General features: G+C 72.1%; 16 protein-coding genes. 13 read left to right on the top strand and 3 right to left on the bottom strand.

Annotated elements, in window-relative coordinates; genetic code table 11:
- Nucleotides 1-48 precede the first annotated feature (48 nt).
- The 12 genes from AOQ37_RS33740 to AOQ37_RS33685 all read left to right on the top strand — a co-directional run bounded on the left by AOQ37_RS33740 (nt 49) and on the right by AOQ37_RS33685 (nt 11,547).
- Nucleotides 49-1,266 carry a CaiB/BaiF CoA transferase family protein gene (locus AOQ37_RS33740; RefSeq protein ID WP_062650200.1) on the top strand — a complete coding sequence of 406 codons (1,218 nt, stop codon included), beginning with the start codon at nt 49-51 and terminating at the stop codon, nt 1,264-1,266.
- Nucleotides 1,263-2,075 carry a citryl-CoA lyase gene (locus tag AOQ37_RS33735; protein ID WP_062650198.1) on the top strand — a complete coding sequence of 271 codons (813 nt, stop codon included), beginning with the start codon at nt 1,263-1,265 and terminating at the stop codon, nt 2,073-2,075. Before AOQ37_RS33740 ends, AOQ37_RS33735 begins: the two co-directional genes overlap by 4 nt.
- 194 nt (nt 2,076-2,269) lie before the next feature.
- Nucleotides 2,270-3,529: an outer membrane protein assembly factor BamB family protein gene (locus AOQ37_RS33730; protein WP_062650196.1), complete on the top strand. Its 1,260-nt coding sequence runs from the start codon at nt 2,270-2,272 to the stop codon at nt 3,527-3,529.
- Between the two features lie 12 nt (nt 3,530-3,541).
- Nucleotides 3,542-4,417 (top strand): outer membrane protein assembly factor BamB family protein, encoded by an 876-nt coding sequence (locus tag AOQ37_RS33725; protein WP_078890478.1) that lies wholly within the window; start codon nt 3,542-3,544, stop codon nt 4,415-4,417.
- Nucleotides 4,418-4,517: 100 nt separating this feature from the next.
- The gene (locus AOQ37_RS33720) at nt 4,518-5,510 is read left to right on the top strand and encodes a ThuA domain-containing protein (protein WP_062650191.1); all 993 of its coding nucleotides are present in this window, start codon (nt 4,518-4,520) and stop codon (nt 5,508-5,510) included.
- Between the two features lie 95 nt (nt 5,511-5,605).
- Nucleotides 5,606-5,728, top strand: a complete 123-nt coding sequence (pqqA, locus tag AOQ37_RS40570; RefSeq protein ID WP_159401405.1) for a pyrroloquinoline quinone precursor peptide PqqA — start codon at nt 5,606-5,608, stop codon at nt 5,726-5,728.
- Nucleotides 5,729-5,737: 9 nt separating this feature from the next.
- Nucleotides 5,738-6,637 carry a pyrroloquinoline quinone biosynthesis protein PqqB gene (pqqB, locus tag AOQ37_RS33710; protein ID WP_062650187.1) on the top strand — a complete coding sequence of 300 codons (900 nt, stop codon included), beginning with the start codon at nt 5,738-5,740 and terminating at the stop codon, nt 6,635-6,637.
- Between the two features lie 83 nt (nt 6,638-6,720).
- Entirely contained in the window at nt 6,721-7,398 is a 678-nt protein-coding gene (pqqC, locus tag AOQ37_RS33705) for a pyrroloquinoline-quinone synthase PqqC (protein WP_234437099.1), read from the top strand.
- Nucleotides 7,395-7,661 (top strand): pyrroloquinoline quinone biosynthesis peptide chaperone PqqD, encoded by a 267-nt coding sequence (gene pqqD / locus AOQ37_RS33700; RefSeq protein ID WP_062650185.1) that lies wholly within the window; start codon nt 7,395-7,397, stop codon nt 7,659-7,661. The genes pqqC and pqqD overlap by 4 nt, the downstream gene beginning before the upstream one ends.
- Entirely contained in the window at nt 7,658-8,758 is a 1,101-nt protein-coding gene (gene pqqE, locus AOQ37_RS33695; protein WP_078890476.1) for a pyrroloquinoline quinone biosynthesis protein PqqE, read from the top strand. Before pqqD ends, pqqE begins: the two co-directional genes overlap by 4 nt.
- A 318-nt stretch (nt 8,759-9,076) precedes the next feature.
- The gene (locus AOQ37_RS33690; RefSeq protein WP_062650183.1) at nt 9,077-10,042 is read left to right on the top strand and encodes an oxygenase MpaB family protein; all 966 of its coding nucleotides are present in this window, start codon (nt 9,077-9,079) and stop codon (nt 10,040-10,042) included.
- A complete protein-coding gene (locus AOQ37_RS33685) occupies nt 10,042-11,547 on the top strand; it encodes an aldehyde dehydrogenase family protein (protein WP_062650181.1) in 1,506 nt (501 codons plus the stop codon). The genes AOQ37_RS33690 and AOQ37_RS33685 overlap by 1 nt, the downstream gene beginning before the upstream one ends.
- 96 nt (nt 11,548-11,643) lie before the next feature.
- Here the strand turns inward: AOQ37_RS33685 and AOQ37_RS33680 are convergent, their stop codons facing one another.
- Complete coding sequence (locus AOQ37_RS33680; RefSeq protein ID WP_062650331.1) at nt 11,644-12,270, bottom strand: TetR/AcrR family transcriptional regulator; 627 nt, start codon at nt 12,268-12,270, stop codon at nt 11,644-11,646.
- Nucleotides 12,271-12,394: 124 nt separating this feature from the next.
- Here AOQ37_RS33680 and AOQ37_RS33675 point away from each other — a divergent pair, with 124 nt between their 5' ends.
- Complete coding sequence (locus AOQ37_RS33675; RefSeq protein ID WP_062650179.1) at nt 12,395-13,537, top strand: acyl-CoA dehydrogenase family protein; 1,143 nt, start codon at nt 12,395-12,397, stop codon at nt 13,535-13,537.
- A 120-nt stretch (nt 13,538-13,657) separates the two neighbouring features.
- Here the strand turns inward: AOQ37_RS33675 and AOQ37_RS33670 are convergent, their stop codons facing one another.
- Both AOQ37_RS33670 and AOQ37_RS33665 read right to left on the bottom strand, forming a co-directional pair.
- A complete protein-coding gene (locus AOQ37_RS33670; RefSeq protein WP_062650177.1) occupies nt 13,658-15,520 on the bottom strand; it encodes an AMP-dependent synthetase/ligase in 1,863 nt (620 codons plus the stop codon).
- Nucleotides 15,521-15,741: 221 nt separating this feature from the next.
- A complete protein-coding gene (locus AOQ37_RS33665; RefSeq protein WP_107085367.1) occupies nt 15,742-17,925 on the bottom strand; it encodes a 3-hydroxyacyl-CoA dehydrogenase NAD-binding domain-containing protein in 2,184 nt (727 codons plus the stop codon).
- Between the last annotated feature and the right edge of the window lie 26 nt (nt 17,926-17,951).

Below are 17,951 nucleotides of genomic sequence, written 5' to 3'. Positions count from 1 at the left end.
TACGCCGACAGCGGCGCCGCGCGCGGCGCCGCTGGAAGGAGACGCCGCATGCACGTTCGCCCACTCGACGGAATACGCGTTCTGGATCTCACGAACGTGCTCGCCGGGCCCTATTGCAGCTATCAGCTGATGCTCATGGGTGCAGAGGTGGTCAAGATCGAACGCCCCGGGCAGGGAGATCTGGCCCGCAGTCTCGGCCCCGATCCCGCGCTCAACCGGGAGGGCGTCGGGGCGTCGTTCCTCGCCCAGAACGCCGGCAAGAAATCGCTGGAACTCGACCTGAAGGACACGGCGGACCGGGCGCTCTTCGAAGAACTCCTCAGCGGCGCCGACGTGCTGCTGGAGAACTTCCGGGCGGGTGTCCTGGAACGGATGGGCTACGGGGACGAACGCCTCACCCAGCTCAACGAACGCCTCGTCTACTGCTCCATCTCCGGCTTCGGGCACAGCGGACCGATGAGTGACGCCCCCGCCTACGACCAGATCGTCCAGGGTCTGTCCGGGATGATGAGCGTCACCGGCACCCGGGACACCGCGCCGCAGCGCATCGGCTTCCCGGTCTGCGACACCACGGGAGGACTGATGGCGGCGTTCGCCATCAGCGCCGCGCTGCTGCGCCGGGAACGTACCGGCGCCGGGAGCCGACTCGACGTCTCGATGCTGGAGGCGTCGTTGTCCACCATGGGCTGGGCCGTCTCGAACTACCTGGTCAGCGGCATCCCGCCGCAGCCGCTCGGTGACCAGAACCCGACCGCCGCCCCCTCCGGCACCTTCCATGCCCTGGACGGCCCGCTGAACATCGCCGCCAACCAGCAACGCCAGTTCGAGACCCTGTGCCGGCTGGCCGGCGTCCCCGAACTGATCCAGGACCCGCGCTTCGGTGAGCGCGAGCAGCGCAGACTCCACCGGGCCGAGCTCGGCACCGAGCTGAACCGGGCCCTGGCCGCGCGCCCGGCCGCCGACTGGGAACGTGAGCTGAACGCGGCCGGTGTGCCCGCGGCCCGCGTCCTGACCGTGCCCCAGGCTCTGGAGCAGCCCCAACTGGCCCACCGGCGTTTCGTCACCGAGCTGAGCCACCCCGGGCGTGCCGGGCAGCCGCTGCGCGTGGTGGGCAGTGGGGTGCTGGTCGACGGAGAGGCCTTCGGTCCCCCCGCTCCCCCACCACTGCTGGGCGAGCACAACGCCGAGCGCCGGGAGCTCGCACGGCGCTGGTCCGCCGCGGCCGCCGAGGCCACCGCGGCCGCCGGGGAGGCCGCCGCCTCATGACCGGCTCCGCGGACGAGGCCGCCCTGTGGTGGGCCACGGCGGTCAGTCATATCGAACCCGGCAGCATCGAACTGCGGGACCGTCCGGTCCAGGAACTCATCGGCCGGGCCGGCCTGGTCGACGTCATCTGGCTGATGCTGCGCGGCACCATGCCCTCGCCACCCCAGACGGCCCTGCTCGAAGCCGCGTTGGTCGCGGGTGTCGACCACGGCCCGCAGGCTCCGTCCATCGCCGCCGCCCGCATGGCGGCCACCTGCGGAGTCGGCCTCAACAACGCGATCGCCACCGGGGTCAACATGCTCGGCGACGCCCACGGCGGGGCGGGCCAGCAGTGCGTGGAGATGCTCACCGACGTCCGTGCCGCCCGCGACTCCGGCCTCGGCTGGGACGACGCGGCCCGTGAGGTCATGGCCGACTGGCAGAGCCGTTCCCGCTACCTGCCCGGGTTCGGGCACCGCTTCCACCCCGTCGACCCCCGGCGCGACCCCTTGCTGGACCTGGTCCACCAGGCGGTGGCAGACGGTGTCGTCGGCGGCGACTTCCTGCACGCCGCCCTGGCCGTCGAGGCGGTTCTCCGGCGCCGCCGGGCCGGTGCCCGGCCGGTCCCGATGAACATCGACGGCGCGACCGCCGTCATCTACGCCGAGCTGGGATTCGCCGCACCGCTCGCACGCGGCCTGTTCGTGCTCAGCCGCTCCGTGGGCATCCTCGCCCACGCCTGGGAGGAGAGCGGCCAGGGCCGGCGCAACAAGGGCCCCGTTCCCCGCAGTGTGCTGCCGGCCCGGCTGCCCCAGGCCGAAGACGCGTGAACAAACCGCGTCACCCCTCTTGTCACACCCCGACCGCATCCCTAACGTAGCTTTCCGCCCAACGGCAACCACGGTACGGACCATACGAACCGTACAGCGGACCACGATCCGCCTCGCCTCTCCCTCCCCCCACCTGAGACTCCTCAGCCCCGTCACTGACGAGTGCGTCAGGCACCTGTCACGAAAGAGGGACCATGGACAGACGCAGCTTCCTCACCTCGACCGCCGCCGGAACAGCGACCACGGTCGCGTTCCTCAACGGCACCGCCGCCGAAGCGGCTCCGTCGGACTCCCTGGCGCGGCCGGTCCCCGCGCAGGCCCACGCCGCCACCGGCAAGGACTTCCCCAAGGCCGGCGGCAACCTCGGCAACCAGAACCACTCCTCGCTCAAGAGAATCGACACCGCCAACGTCCGCAAGCTCGGCGGCGCCTGGCACATCAACCTGGAGAACGGTTCCACCTCCACCCACCAGCAGTGCGCGGTCATCGCCCAGGACGGCATCCTCTACCTCGCCACCACGCAGCAGAACGTGTTCGCCGTCGACGGCCGCACCGGCGCGGTGAAGTGGAAGACGAACATCGGTACCGAGACCACGAACATGCGCGGTCTCGCCCTCGGCCAGGGCATGGCCTTCACCATCTCCGGTGACAACAAGGTCCACGCCCTGGACCGGCGGACCGGCGCCGTCGTCTGGAGTCGTGAACTCCTCGTCGAGGATCAGGGAAACCCCGACTGCGATCCCGCCTCGGGCCAGTGCGGCGGCAGCAAGGGCGGCCTGGCCGGGGCCGCCGTCTACTGGGACGGACTGGTCTACATCGGCACCCAGGGCAGCACCGCCGGCGCCCGCGGACGCGCCTACGCGCTGAACGCCTCCACCGGCGAGGTCGCCTGGACCTTCTGGGGAACACCCGGACCGGGTCAGTACGGGCACGACACCTGGGAGGGCGACTCCTGGAAGACAGGCGGCGCCGTGTGCTGGATCCACCCCGCCGTCGACCCCGAACTCGGCATCGTCTACTGGACGTTCGGCAACCCGTATCCCCGCACGGACGGATCGACCCGGGGCGGCGACAACCTCTTCGCCAACTGCCTGGTCGCCATCGACGCCAAGACCGGCGAGCGGCGCTGGCACTTCCAGTCCGTCCACCACGACATCTGGGACTACGACGGTGTCATGTCCCCGGTCCTCGCCGACCTCCTGATCGAGGGCAAGAAGCGGCGGGTCGTCGTCTACGGCAGCAAGACCGGCATGTACTACATCCTCGACCGCGCGAACGGCAAGCCCGTCCACGGCATGGAGGAACGGCCCGTACCGCAGCACGCCGCGCAGAAGACCTCACCCACCCAGCCCTTCCCCGGCGGCGAACCCTTCGTCGAGACCGAACCCCGTCTCGACAAGGCCACCCGACCGGTGCCCTTCTACCCCACCGGCGGCCTCTTCGAGGCCCACTAGGACCGCGCCACCATCATCTTCCCCGGCGCGGGCGGCGGAGCCGACTGGTCCTTTCCCTCCTTCAGCCACCGCACCGGCCTGGTCTACGTCGGCTACGGGCTGATCAACTCCGCCTACTCCAACACCCACGGCGGCCGGGTCAACACCGCACGACCGCTGGGCGAGTACTTCGCCGGCGGACTCGCCGCCGTCGACCCGCGCACCAACACCGTCGCCTGGCGGCAGGAGGGCGACTGGTCCCTCGCCCACGGCAACGGCATCCTCAGCACCGCCGGCGGGCTGCTCTTCCAGGGCCGCCCCGACGGCGTGCTCACCGCCCTGGACGACCGCGACGGCACCGAGCTGTGGACCTGGCAGTGCGGGGCGGGCGTCAACACCAGCCCCCTGACGTACGAGATCGACGGCGAGCAGTACGTCGCCGTCCTCGCCGGCGGGAACGGGCTGCCCTACCCCGACATCCCCAAGGGCGACCACCTGTGGGCCTTCAAGCTCGGCGGCCGGGTCGGCGAGGCGGTGGCCCCGGTGCCGCCGTCCCGGCGCAACCAGATCCGGGCCGCCGCCGTCACCGGCGACACCGCGAGGAACACGATCACCCTGGGCCGGATCTGGGACGGCGCCAGGAACGCCCCCGGCACCACCGAGAACCTCGTGGCCCAGAACGCCATGTCCCCGCAGCACCTGAGCATCGCCAAGGGCACCACCGTCACCTTCGTCAACCCGGCCGACAACAGGTCCGCGCACGGCGCGGTCTCCTTCTTCGAGGCCGAGTTCGACACCGGACTGCTGATGCCGGGTCAGTCCTTCACCTACACCTTCGACACCCCCGGCGAGTACTTCTACAACGACCCGGTCGCCCCGCAGAACACCGGCAAGGTCGTCGTGAAGTAGCGGGCCGGCACCCCCGCGCGCTCCCGGCCCCGGCGTGACCTGTCCGCCGCCGGCTCCTCTCCACCCACCCCGCCGCACCAGACACCGCGAGGACTGCCGTATGACGACCTCGACCACCGCACGACGCCGCATCCGACCTCTCACCGCCGCCCTCACCAGCGTCGCCGGTACCTTCGGCATCACGGTCGCGCTGATAGCCACCGGCACGCTCAGCGTGGCCCAGGGACGCGTCGGCCAGGGAGCCCAGCAGCTCGGTGACCCCGACTACGGGGTATGCCGCGGCGTCGACGCCCGCTGCTACCACGACTGGGGCAACTTCGACACCGCCAAGGGCTACAAGGTCCTGCTGTACACCCGGACCGCCGGGCCCCGGCACGCCAACCTCGGCCCCGCCCTCGGCGCGGGGACGAACCCCCCGCTCAGCGACGCCAACACCGTCCAGAAGGCCGTCGTCGCGATGGGCGCCGCCAACGGCTTCCAGGTCGACTACACCGAGGACGTCGGTCAACTGGCCTCGCCCGCCAACCTGTTCAAGTACAACGCCGTGATCTTCTACTCCACCAGCCGGGACGCCCTCGACGACGCGGCACAGACCTCGCTGCGCCAGTACGTCCGCGGCGGCGGCGGCTTCGTCGGCATCCACAACGCCTTCGGCACCGAGTACAACTGGCCCTGGTACGAAGGGCTGTTGGGCAACGCCAACTTCTACGACCACGGGGCCGCCCAGCCCGGCACGGTCCGGACCGTGAACCGCAAGGACGTCTCCACCAAGTCCCTGCCGTCCCGGTGGAACTTCTCCGACGAGTGGTACAACCTCGTCCCCGCGCCGACCCGGGTCCGCGTGCTCGCCGAGGTCGACGAGAGCACCCTCGCCAAGGGTGTCACGGGCAACTACCACCACCCCGGCCACGGAGAGGACCACCCGGTCGCCTGGTGCCAGTACTACGACGGCGGCCGCGCCTGGCTCACCACCCTGGGCCACGACGCCAAGGACTTCAGCACCGACGGTTCCTTCCCGGGAGCCGCCGAGTTCCAGCGGCTGATCCTCGGCGGTATCGAGTCGGCCATGGGCAAGGAGCCGTTCTGCAAGTGACGTGTGGCCGCCGCCGACCGGGCGGCGGCCACCGGGCCGCGCGGGGCCCGACTCCCGCGCACAACGCCTCATCCACCACGAAAGGCAAGGTCACCATGCACAACGAACCGCGGCGCCAGGAACAGACCGAGCAGCCCCAGGGCAGTTGGCAGACCCCCGACTTCACGGTGGTCGACACCGCGCTGGAGGTCACCGCCTACTCGCTGCGCGAGAAGTAGGCGTCCGCCGTGCTGCTGCGCATCCTCGGGACAGCAGCCGGTGGCGGGCTTCCCCAGTGGAACTGTGCGTGCCCCGGCTGCGCCGGGGCACGCCGGCACCCGTCCCGCCGCCGCCTCCACGACGGTCTCGCCTTCCACGGCGCCGACCCGGGCGCCTGGTTCCTCGCCAACGCCACACCGGACGTCGCCGAACAGCTCGAGAGCCACCCCGGTCTGCGGCCGGGGAACGCACAGGAACGCACCCCCGTGGTGCGGGTCGTCCTCACCGACGCGGAACTGGACCACACCCTCGGTCTGCCGCGCCTGCGCGAGGCCGCCCGGATCGACGTGTGGTGCACGGAACCCGTGCACAAGGCCCTGACCGCCCGGCTGCCCCTCACCGACATCCTCTCCCCCTACACCACGCTGACCTGGCACGACCTCCCGCTCGACGGTTCCGGGCCGCCGGCCGAGATCGCCGGGCTGGAGGTGAGCGCCCTGCCCCTGTCGGACAAGCGCCCGCGCTATGCGGCGGACGAACCGGCCCACCCCGCCTGGAGCACGGCCCTCAAGGTGCGCGACCCCGCCACCGGCACGCGCGCGCTGTACGCACCGGCACTCGCCAGCTGGAGCGACCCGCTCGGCGACGCGATCTCCGGCGCCGACTGCGTCCTCCTCGACGGCACCTTCCTCGACGAGGACGAGCCCCACCGCACCGGCATGTCACGACGGACGGCCACGGAGATGGGACACCTGCCCATCCAGGGACCCGAAGGCACCGCCGCGCGCCTCCAGCCGGACGGCGCGCGGATCCACTACACCCACCTCAACAACACCAACCCGCTGGTCGACCCCTGCGACCCCGCACACGAACGGCTCGCCGGCCTCGGCCTGCGCGTGGCCGAGGACAGGATGGTGGTGTCCCTGTGACCACGACCGCCTTCGAGATCACGAACCCGCCCCCGGCACACCACGACGGGCGAGCGGACTCCGGCGCGTGGACCGCGGAGCAGCTGGAGACGCGGCTGCGCGAGCTGGCCACGGCCCGCTATCACGACCGGCACCCCTTCAACCAGCGCATGCACCGCGGTGAGCTGACACCCGGCGAACTGCGGACCTGGGTGGCGAACCGCTTCTACTACCAGTGCGGCATCCCCGTCAAGGACGCCCACATCCTGGCCAAGCTCCGGCTGCCCGCGCAGCGCCGCTCCTGGCTCCGGCGGATCCAGGACCACGACGGCCGCTCCGACCGGGACGGCGGACTCGAGAGGTGGCTCCGCCTCGGCGAGGCGGTGGGCCTCGACCGGCGCGAACTCCTGACACACCGTCACTTGCTCCCCGGAGTCCGGCTGGCCGTCGACGGTTACGTGACCTTCTGCCGCGACCACACCGCACTGGAAGCCGTGGCCTCCTCGCTCACCGAACTGTGCGCACCGTCGATCATGCTTACCCGTCTGGAGACGTTCCCCGTCCACTACCCCTGGATCGACGCCGACGGCCTGTCCTACTTCCGCGACCGCGTCCCCCAAGGACGCCGCGACGGCAGCGAGGCACTGGCCTGGGTGCGGGAGTGGGCGGTCACCCGTGAACAGCAGGACCGGGCGCTCGCCGCCCTGTCCTTCAAGTGCGACGTCCTGTGGAGCCTGCTGGACAGCGTGCAGGGCGCGGCACACCGGGACACGCCGAGGTGAGCGGCGACCGGCCGTGGCGGCCCCGGGTCCCCCCGGCCGCGGTCCTGCGCCGCGACGGGGCGCGGGGGACCGACGTCCTGCTGCTGCCCGAACGCGTCGTCGTCCTGCACGGCTCGGGGCGGGCCGTGCTCGACCTGTGCGACGGCCACCGCACCGTCGACGAGATCGCCGGCCTGCTCTCGGCCGGCGCCGACGAAACCCGCGTCCGCCATGAGGTCGCCGCGTTCCTCGACCGGCTGCGCACGGAAGGCTGCCTGCGATGACCACACCCGCTCCGCCCTGGGCCCTGCTCTCCGAACTCACCCACGCCTGCCCCCTGCACTGCGGCTACTGCTCCAATCCCCTGGAGCTGACGCGGCGTTCGCAGGAACTGAGCTCGGCACAGTGGGCGGACGTCTTCCGGCAGGCGGCCGGGCTCGGTGTGCTGCACACCCATCTTTCCGGCGGCGAGCCCCTGTTGCGCCGGGACCTGCCCGATATCACCCGGGCCGCCACCGACGCCGGGCTGTACACCCAGCTGGTGACCAGCGGCGACGGTCTGACGGCGGAACGGCTGGACACCCTGGTCGCCGCCGGCCTGAACAGCGTGCAGTTGTCCGTCCAGCACGCCGATCCCGGCCGGTCCGACGCGATAGCGGGCCGCCGGTCCTTCGACGCCAAGCGGGCGGCGGCCCGGCTCGTCAAGGAACGAGGGCTGCCGCTCGGCATCAACGTCGTCCTGCACCGGCACAACCTCGACGCCGTGGACGACCTCGTGCAACTGGCGGTCGACTGGCGGGCCGACCGCATCGAGCTGGCCAACACGCAGTTCTACGGCTGGGGCCTGCTCAACCGCGCCGCGCTCATGCCGACCAGGACGCAGCTCGCCGGCGCGGTCGAGGCGGTGGACCGCCGGCGAAGCCGCCTGGACGGCACCCTGGACATCACCTGGGTGGTGCCCGACTACTTCTCCGGCAGGCCCAAGCCCTGCATGGGCGGCTGGGGTGCCGTGTCGCTCACCGTCACACCCGACGGAACGGTCCTCCCCTGCCCGGCCGCGGCCACCCTTCCCGGCCTGGACCCACCCAAGGTCACCGACCGGCCGCTGCGCTGGATCTGGGAGGAGTCACCCGCCTTCAACGCCTATCGCGGCACCGACTGGATGCCCGCTCCCTGCCGCACCTGCGAGCGCCGCACCGAGGACTTCGGCGGCTGCCGCTGCCAGGCGCACGCGCTCACGGGGGACGCCACCCGCACCGACCCCGCCTGCTCCCTCTCCCCCGACCACGCCGCCCTGGTCGCCCTGACCCGGCCGGACACCTCACCCCCTCTCGTCCCACGACGCCCCACGGCCCGGGCCGTCCCCCGCGAAGTCCGCTGAGGAGTCGTCGCGATCGGCGGACCGCGGCGCGGCCGCTCACCGCGGTCCGGTGGCCCGACGCAGCTCGGCCAAGGGCGTGGCCGAGTTCCACACGCCCGTCATCTTCCGTACTCCATCGAGAAGTTGACGGTGTGAGGCCGAAGGCGCCTCACGCCCGCAGGCACTCCGCGTCTCGGTTACGTCCGGAGTATTGACGGCCGATGATACAACTCAATAGTTTCAGTATCATCGACTCACAGGAGGGAAACCGCCCCCTCCGCCGACCTGAACGCTCGCACCGCGAGCTGGTGGCCGCGATTCCGACGGAAGGGATCACCCATGGGTCGCCGCAGCCGGATCCGGCGCATCCGGCAGATGGATCCGCAGCAGGACTTCGAGCAGATCTACCGGTGGATCGTCCACTACGAGTTCCCCCGCGACTATCTCCACGGGACGTCGATCGCGTTCCTTCGGGACTACGGCGTCCCGCGCATCTCCCGACTCCTGGACCGCACGCAGGAGTTCGAACGTGCCGGGCAGAAGCGGTACGACGACACCGTGCTGCTGACGTACGAAATGGTCCGCGAGGGGACGGACTCGGACCACGGCCGGGCGGCCGCCGACCATCTGAACCGCATCCACGGGCGCTACCAGATCCCCAACGAGGACTTCCTCTACGTCCTGGCCACCACGGTGGTGGGCCCGAAACGGTGGATCGACCGGTTCGGCCGGCGGCGCCTGACCGAGCAGGAGACCGAGAGTCTGGCGCTGGTGGGCCGGCGGATGGGCGAGATGATGGGGATCTCCGGCGTGCCCGACACCTACGACGCGTTCGAGCGGCTCCACGACGGCTACGAGCGGGAGATGTTCGCCTACGACCCCGCCAACCGCCGGGTCGCCGCGGCCACCTTGCGGATCCTGGCCTCCTGGTATCCGGCCCCGGCACGGCGGCTGGCGTCCCGGGTGGTCCTCGCCGTCCTGGACGAACCGCTGCTCGACGCGCTCGGCTTCCGCCCGGAGCCCCGCTGGCTGCGGACCGCGGTCCACCGCGCGTTCCGCACCCGGGCCCGGCTGCTCCGCCTGCTGCCCGGGCGGCCCGAACGGTTCCCCCGCAGACCCAAGGCGCGCACCTACCCCTTCGGCTGGACCCTGGACGACCTGGGCCCGCACTGGGCGCACTCCCGTCCGCGGACCCCGGTCCAGGACGGGACACCACCGGAAGAGACCTCCGTTCCGGCGCAGCAGTCCGCCCCCCATGCTCCCCGTGCTCCCCGTGCTCCCCGTGCTCCCCGTCAGGAGGCCTGATGACCGACGCCGCCCCGTCCGCCGCACCCAGCGCGACGACCTTCAGCACGTACTCCCCCGCGACCGGCAAGCTGATCGCCGAGTACCCGGTGAAAGGCCCCGAGGAGGTCTCCCGCGCCGTCGCCCGCGCCCGGACCGCCCAGGCAGGCTGGACGGCGCTGTCGGCCGGACGACGCCGAGACCACCTGCTGAGCTGGAAGAAGGCCCTCGCCACCGACCTGGACGCCGTGGCCCGCGTCATCTCCGAGGAGACGGGCAAGCCGTTCGGTGACGCCTCACTGGAAGTCGTGCTCACCCTGGAGCACCTGGGCTGGGCCGCCCGCAACGCCGACCGCGTACTGCGCCGGCGGACGGTGCGCACCGGACTGTTCACCGTCCACCAGCGGGCCTCGCTCGTCCACCGGCCGCTGGGCGTGGTCGGCGTGATCGGCCCCTGGAACTACCCCCTGTACACGCCGATGGGCTCCATCGGCTACGCCCTGGCCGCGGGGAACGCCGTGGTCTTCAAGCCGTCCGAGCTGACCCCGGGCACCGGGGTCCTGCTGGCCGAGCTCTTCGACTCCGCCGTGCCCGGGCATGCCGGGCTGCTCACCACGATCACGGGTGCGGCGTCCACCGGGGACGCCCTGGCCCGGTCCGGGGTCGACAAACTGGCGTTCACCGGTTCGCCGGGGACGGCCCGCAAGGTGATGGCGGTGTGCGCCGAGACGCTGACTCCGTTCCTCGCCGAGTGCGGCGGGAAGGACGCGGTGATCGTCACCGCCGACGCGGACCTGGAGGCCGCCGCCGACGCGATCGTGTGGGGCGCGCTGAGCAACGCGGGCCAGACCTGCGCGGGCGTGGAGCGCGTCTACGCGGTGCGCGAGATCCACGCGGCGCTGTGCGAGCGGGTGGTCGAGCGGGCCGGGGCGCTGCGCACGGGTGACGAGACGGACGCCGTCTACGGCCCGATGACACTTCCGGGCCAGGTCGCCGTCGTCGAGCGGCATGTGTCCGGTGCGGTCTCGGCGGGTGCGCGCGCCCTGCTGGGCGGGGCCGAGTCGGTTCGCGCCCCGTTTGTCGCGCCGGTCGTGCTGGCAGGCGTTCCGGAGGACGCGGCGGCGATGACGGAGGAGACCTTCGGGCCGGTCGTCGCCATCAATGCGGTGGCCGACGTGGACGAGGCGGTGGAGCGGGCCAACGCCTCGCGTTACGCGCTCGGGGCAGCGGTGTTCTGCGGCGGCGGGCGCACCGGCCGGGCGATCGCGGCGCGGCTGCGTGCCGGGGCGGTGTCGGTGAACTCGGTGCTGGGCTTCGCGGCGGTGCCGGCACTGCCGTTCGGCGGTTCGCGGGACTCCGGCTTCGGGCGGATCCACGGCGCGGAAGGGCTGCGTGCCTTCACCGGCGTGCAGTCGACGACGGTGCAGCGGTTCACCCCGCCGATCGCGTTGACCTCGTTCGGGGTTCCGGCCGCCACACGGGAGCGCGCGGTACGGCTGGCGCGCTCCCTGCATCGCCGCCGCTGAGCGTCTCCGACGGTGCCCGACCGGCGGAGGGTCCGGGCGGTCGGGTCCGGCCGGTCAGCGGTCCCGTCCGGCCGGTCACCGGTCCCGTCCGGCCGGTCAGGCGTCCAGCAGCGGGGCCAGGTAACGGCGGGCGAAGGCCCGGGCCTGGTCCTCGTCCTCCATCTCGATGCAGCTGGCGGGGTTCAGCAGGAAGGACACGGCGACCCGCACCATCAGTTCGGCGACCGGACGCGGGTCGTCGTCGGGGCGGCCCTCGACCTGTTGCGCGCGGCGCAGATGGGCCGTCAGATACGCGACGGTGGCGGAGAGCGAGGAGCCGCCCTGCACGGTCAGGTAGGGCAGCACCACCTCGGGTTCGAGGCGCAGCAGACCGCCGTACAACGGATGGGCGCGGGTGTGGCGCAGGGCGACGACGAAGCCCTCGACGACCCGCTCCTTCATGGTAGGCAGCGCCGCCACCGCCGAGTCCAGCCGCTGGAAGAACCGGCTGAGTTCACGCAGCAGGGTCTCCTCGACCAGCTTGTCCTTGGTCTGGAAGCGCCGGTAGACGGTGACCCGGGAGACACCGGCCCGCTTGGCCACGTCGTCCACGGAGGAGCGGCGCAGGCCCAGGAGGGTGAACTGCTCCAGCGCGGCGTCGAGGATCCGCCGCGCCATGTCGTCCTCCGGCTCGGGCCGGGCAAGGGCTCGGTCGAGCCACGGGTCGTTCGTGTCAGTTCTCATGGTGTCCCTCACGATACCGGCGAACATCCCCCCGAGAGACCGTGAAACATATAGCGTGTCTTTGTAACCCCTGCGTGCCCGACGCTGACCGAGCCGCCACCGCACCCGGATCCCGGAGGACCTGATGGGCAGTCGACTCACCGAGGAACAGGCCGCTTTCGCCGCGGCCGTGCGCGATTTCGCCAAGCGCGAGTGCGGCACCAGGGAGCAGCGCGACGCGCTGTCCGAGGGGGGCCGCGAAGCCCACCATCCCGAGGTGTACGCGAGGCTCGCCGACCTGGGCTGGCTCGGGGTGTGCCTGCCCGAGGAGTACGCGGGCTCCGGTGGCGGCCTGGCCGACGCGTGTCTCTTCCTGGAGGAGACCTCGTACGGCATGGTCCCGTGCGGAGGCTTCGTCACCACCGTCATCACCGCGAAGGCGTACGAACGGTTCGGCACCGAGCGGCAGCGACAGGAGGTGCTGCCCGGCGCGGTGCGCGGCGACGTCCTGTCCATCGCCATGTCGGAGCCGGGAGCCGGGTCGGACGTCGGAGCGCTGCGCTGCCGTGCCCGGCAGCAGGGGGACGGCACCTGGGTGATCGACGGCCAGAAGACCTGGATCTCCAACGCGCACTGCGCGAAGAGCATTCTGCTGGTGGCCCGCACCGGCGAGGACAAGCACGGCGGTCTGACCATGTTCCATCTGCCCGCCGACACCCCGGGCGTCGAGGTGCGCGGCATCGAGACCCTGCGCGGCAGCCGGGAGGTCAACGACGTCTTCCTCACCGGAGTCCGGCTGCCAGCGGACGCCGTCGTGGGCCAGGTGGACGACGGCTGGCGGCAGTTGATGGCCGGCCTCAACCATGAGCGGCTCTTCCTGGCCGCGAACATGCTGGGCCTGGCGCGCCGCGCCTTCGACGACACCGTCGCCTATGTCCGCCGGCGCGAGCAGTTCGGCCGGCCCGTCGGCTCCTTCCAGGCGCTGCGGCACCGGATTGCCGATCTCGCCACCGAGATCGAGTGCACTCGGCTGCTGGTGCGCGAGGTGGCCCTGGACTGCGACGCGCACCCGGACCGGCTGTTCCCGCGCGAGGCGTCCATGGCCAAGCTCAAGGCCACCGAGATCGCCAAGCGGGCCACTCTCGAGGGCATGCAGATGATGGGCGGCTACGGGTACACCACGGAGTTCGACATGGAACGCCACCTGCGGGCCGCGATCGTCTCCACGGTCTACGGCGGGACCAGCGAGATCCAGCGCGACGTGATCGGCAAGACCTACGGGCTCTGAGACGGCCGACGCGGCGGCCGCCCGCCCCCTGACGGGGAGCGGGCGGCCGTCTCTCGTGCGCGGGAAGCGCGGGCCGTGCGGCCCGGGCCCCGGGGGGGGGCGGGCCGCAAGCCGTCCGGGTCAGTCCCCGTAGAGCGCGGACAGCGCGTCCGCGTACTTGTCGCCGATGACCCGGCGCCGCATCTTCAGCGACGGTGTCAGCTCACCCGTCGCCGGCCCCCACTCCTCGGCCAGCAGCGCGTACCGCTTCACCTGCTCGGTGCGGTTGAGCCGGGAGTTGGCGGCGGCCACCGCACGGTCCGCCTCCTCCAGGACGGCGGGGTGTCGCGCCAGCCCGGCCAGTCCCCCGTCCGTCTCGACGCCGTGCGCCGCGGCCCAGGCGGGAGCGGCCTCCGCGTCGAGCACCAGCAGGGCGACCAGGTAGGAGCGGTTGTCGCCGTGCACCATCGCCTGGCCGATCAGCGAATGTTCCTTGAGCGCGTTCTCCACCAGGGCGGGCGAGACGTTCTTGCCGGTGGAGGTGATGATCATCTCCTTCTTCCGGTCCGTCAGCCAGAGGTAGCCGTCCTCGTCGATGCGGCCGATGTCGCCGGTGGCCAGCCAGCCGTCGGCGTCCAGGGCGGACCGCACCGAGCCGTCCGGCTGGAGGTAGCCGGAGAACACGGACGAGCCCCGCACCAGGATCTCGCCGTCCTCGGCGACACGGATCCGCACGGACCCCACCGGGCGTCCCACCGAACCGAGCCGGAAACCGGTCTTCGGACTGTTGCTGGTGGCCACGCCGGTGGTCTCGGTCAGCCCCCAGGCGTCCATGATGACGATGCCGAAACCGGCCCAGAACCGCACCACGTCGACCGACATCGGCGCCGACGCGCTGGCCGACCAGGTCACCCGGTCCAGGCCGCCCGCGGCCAGCATGGGCAGCAGCACGTCCTCACGGGCTCGGGCGTAGCGCTCCTCGAGGGCGGCGGGCGGCTTCTCCCCCCGCTCGCGATGGCCGACGTGCTCGCGAGCGACCTCGAAGGCCCGGTCGAGGATCTCTCGCTGGTCGGCCGGCATCAGCGAGAGGACGGCCCGCACGGCGGCGGCCAGTTTCTCCCAGATCCTCGGCACGCCGAAGAACTGCGCGGGGCGCACCTTGCGCACCACCTCGCCGACGCGCGTCGGGTCGGCGCACAGATGGACGTGCGAGGCCCGGTGACAGGGCAGGTAGATGCCCAGCATCCGCTCGGCGATGTGGGCGAAGGGCAGGTAGCAGATGTGCTCGACGTGCGGGGGCAGCTCCACCACGGCGTCCAGCGCCAGCGCGTTGGCCATCACCTCGCGGTGAGTGAGCACAACGCCCTTGGGTTCGCCCGTGGTGCCGGAGGTGTAGACGACGGTCAGCGGATCCTCGGGGCGGGCGGCGTCGAGTTCCGCCGCGAAGCCCTCCGGCACCGGCTCCCGGAGCAGGGACGCGTACGGGACGTGGCCGTCCGTCGCCGCGTCGACCCCCACCGGTCGCTCCGCAGCCGCCGCGTCGACCACCACCAGTCGCTCCAGCGGGGTGCCGGGGTCGGCCAGCAGCACCTCCCACACCGCCACCCGGGCCGCCCCCTCCACCACGGCGAGGCGGGCCCGGCAGTTGCGGGCCACGTGGGTGATCTGCTCCGGAGCCGCGGTGCCGTAGACGCTGACCGGGATCGCGCCGAGGCGGACCAACGCCAGGTCCGACAGCCAGTGTTCGGGCCGGTTGGCCATCATCAGCAGCACATGGTCGCCGGGGCGGACCCCGAGGGCCCGGTAACCCGCGGCGAGACTCCGGGTGTGTTCGTGGATCTCCGCCCAGGTGAACGTCGTCCAGTCGTCGGCCGTGTCCCCCGACTGCCAGGAGAGGCCCGGGAGTTCGGGGTACTCGCGGGCGTTCCGGGCCAGCAGCTGCGGCAGCGTCCGGTCGGCCGGGTCGTCGGGCAGATCGCCGGTGGTGCGGGGTGCTGATGTCATCGGGCCTCCTTGCGGGTGAGACGGGAGCGTCCGGGGCGACCGGGCGGTGGGGACGCCCCTGCGGACGTGCCCGGTGGAGCCGGGATGAGTGGTGCGGTGGTCCTTCGGTGGGGCCGGGCCCCGGCGGAGGAACGGCCCTGTCCACGGGAACCGTCGGGACCCGTCGGGGCTCGTCGGGCGCAGAAGCGGGCGAACGGGGTTGCGTGAAGCCCCGGCGCGGATCAGGAGTCGGTGAAGGTCTCGCCCTGCTCGGCCTTGCGCAGGAGCAGCAGGGGCGGGGCGAAGCGCTCGCCATGCTTCCCGGCCAGCTCGACCGCGCGGGCCACGAAGCCGGGCGGGCCGCCCTCGTAGCCGTTGATGTACTGAAGCACGCCGCCCGTCCAGGCCGGGAAGCCGATACCGAGCAGCGAGCCGACATTGGCGTCCGCCACCGAGACCAGCACACCCTCCTCCAGGCAGCGCACCGCGTCCAGCGCCTCGACGAAGAGCATCCGCTCCGCCGCCTCGGTCAGGTCGGCGGGCGGGAGCGCGGGATCCGTGAAGTGCTCGCGCAGTCCCGGCCAGAGCCCGGCCCGTCTGCCGTCGACGTAGTCGTAGAAGCCCGCGCCGCCGGAGCGTCCGGGGCGGCCGAACTCGTCGATCATGCGGTCGACCACCGCGTCCGCCGGGTGCGGCCGCCACCGCCGGCCCGACGCCTCGACCGCGCGGCGGGTCTCCTCGCGGATCTTGCGCGGGAGGGTGAGGGTGAGCTCGTCCATCAGGCCGAGGACCTTGGCGGGGTAGCCGGCCTGGGCCGCGGCCTGCTCGACGGAGGCCGGTTCGATGCCCTCGCCGACCATGGCGACGCCCTCGTCGAGGAAGCGGCCGATGACCCGGGAGGTGAAGAAGCCGCGCGAGTCGTTGACCACGATCGGCGTCTTGCCGAGCTGCCGCACCAGGTCGAAGGCCCGGGCCAGCGCCTCGTCCGACGTCTTCCCGCCCTTGACGATCTCCACCAGCGGCATCCTGTCGACCGGCGAGAAGAAGTGCAGGCCGACGAAGTCCCGCGGCCGCTCCACCCCCTTGGCGAGGACGCTGATGGGCAGGGTCGAGGTGTTCGAGCACAGCAGCGCGTCCGGGGCGACCACATCCTGAATCTCGCGGAACACCGCGTGCTTGACGTCCGTGTCCTCGAAGACGGCCTCGATCACGACGTCACAACCGGCCAGGTCCCGGACGTCGGCGGTCGCGGTGATGCGGCCCAGCAGGGCGTCCGCCTTCTCCCGCGTCGCGTCGCCGCGCGCCACGGCCGCGTCGCAGAGCCTCTCCGACCAGGCCCTGCCGCGCGTCGCCGCCTCGGCGGAGACGTCCTTCAGCACGACGTCGATGCCCGCCTCGGCGCAGGAGTGGGCGATACCGGCGCCCATCATGCCCGCCCCGAGCACCGCCACCCTGCTCGCCCCGCGCGGCTCGATTCCCTTCGGGCGGCCCGTGCCGGAGTTGACCGCCTGGAGGTCGAAGAAGAACGCCTGGATCATGTTCTTGGTGATCTGCCCGGTGACCAGCTCGGTCAGGTACCGGGCTTCCACCACGAAGGCCGTGTCCACGTCGACCTGGGAACTCTCCACCGCCGCCGCGAGGATGCCGCGCGGGGCCGGGTGCGGGGCACCACCCGTCCGCCGCTTCAGTGTCGCGGTGAGGGCGGGCAGCCGCGTGGCCAACTCGGGCTCCGAGGGGGTGCCGCCGGGGATGCGGTACCCGGGGGCGTCCCAGGGCTGCGCGCACCGGGGCCGGGCGTCCACGAATGCCCGTGCCCTCGCCAGGAGTTCGTCCTGACCGGCGGCGATCTCGTCGACCAGGCCGGCTTCCAGGGCGCGTGCCGGCCCGTACCGGTCACCCCCCAGGAGTACCTTCCGCAGGGCGTCCACCACACCGAACATCCGGACCGTGCGGGTCACTCCGCCGCCGCCGGGCAGCAGGCCCAGGGTGACCTCGGGAAGCCCCACGCGGGTGGCCGGACCGTCCAGCACCACACGATGGTGGCAGGCCAGGGCGATCTCGTAACCGCCGCCCAGCGCCGCGCCGTTGATCGCGGCGACGACCGGCTTGCCCAAGGTCTCCAGGAGGCGCAGCGAGCGCTTGACGCGCATGCCCGCCTCGAAGGAGGCGCCGGCGGTCTCGGGGGTGACGGAGATCAGGTCGTGCAGATCGCCCCCGGCGAAGAAGCTCTTCTTGGCGGAGGTGACGATGACACCCCGGATGTCGTCACGGCGTTCCGCCAGCCGCGCCGCGACGGCGTCCAGCGAGTCGACGAACGCGGCGTTCATGGTGTTGACGGACTGGTCCGGGTCGTCGAGGACGAGGGTGACGACCTGGTCGTCGGACTCCTCCCAGCGGATGGTGGAGGGTCGTGGGGTGATGTCCATGGCTGATGTCTCCCGTGAAGGCGAAC

Origin of the sequence: Streptomyces maremycinicus, assembly GCF_001184025.1 — a bacterium.
GTDB classification, from domain to species: Bacteria; Actinomycetota; Actinomycetes; order Streptomycetales; family Streptomycetaceae; genus Streptomyces; species Streptomyces maremycinicus.
Note: the sequence above shows the minus strand (reverse complement) of the source record. Positions and strands in the feature narration are given on the sequence as shown.

Bases quoted from the DNA above. Each gene is read 5' to 3' on its own strand.
- AOQ37_RS33730 (WP_062650196.1), top strand. From the start codon at position 2,270: ATGGACAGACGCAGCTTCCTCACCTCGACCGCCGCCGGAACAGCGACC.
- AOQ37_RS33690 (WP_062650183.1), top strand. From the start codon at position 9,077: ATGGGTCGCCGCAGCCGGATCCGGCGCATCCGGCAGATGGATCCGCAG.
- pqqA (WP_159401405.1), top strand. From the start codon at position 5,606: ATGCACAACGAACCGCGGCGCCAGGAACAGACCGAGCAGCCCCAGGGC.
- pqqE (WP_078890476.1), top strand. From the start codon at position 7,658: ATGACCACACCCGCTCCGCCCTGGGCCCTGCTCTCCGAACTCACCCAC.
- AOQ37_RS33720 (WP_062650191.1), top strand. From the start codon at position 4,518: ATGACGACCTCGACCACCGCACGACGCCGCATCCGACCTCTCACCGCC.
- AOQ37_RS33680 (WP_062650331.1), bottom strand. From the start codon at position 12,270: ATGAGAACTGACACGAACGACCCGTGGCTCGACCGAGCCCTTGCCCGG.
- AOQ37_RS33735 (WP_062650198.1), top strand. From the start codon at position 1,263: ATGACCGGCTCCGCGGACGAGGCCGCCCTGTGGTGGGCCACGGCGGTC.
- AOQ37_RS33670 (WP_062650177.1), bottom strand. From the start codon at position 15,520: ATGACATCAGCACCCCGCACCACCGGCGATCTGCCCGACGACCCGGCC.
- AOQ37_RS33685 (WP_062650181.1), top strand. From the start codon at position 10,042: ATGACCGACGCCGCCCCGTCCGCCGCACCCAGCGCGACGACCTTCAGC.
- AOQ37_RS33665 (WP_107085367.1), bottom strand. From the start codon at position 17,925: ATGGACATCACCCCACGACCCTCCACCATCCGCTGGGAGGAGTCCGAC.
- AOQ37_RS33740 (WP_062650200.1), top strand. From the start codon at position 49: ATGCACGTTCGCCCACTCGACGGAATACGCGTTCTGGATCTCACGAAC.
- AOQ37_RS33675 (WP_062650179.1), top strand. From the start codon at position 12,395: ATGGGCAGTCGACTCACCGAGGAACAGGCCGCTTTCGCCGCGGCCGTG.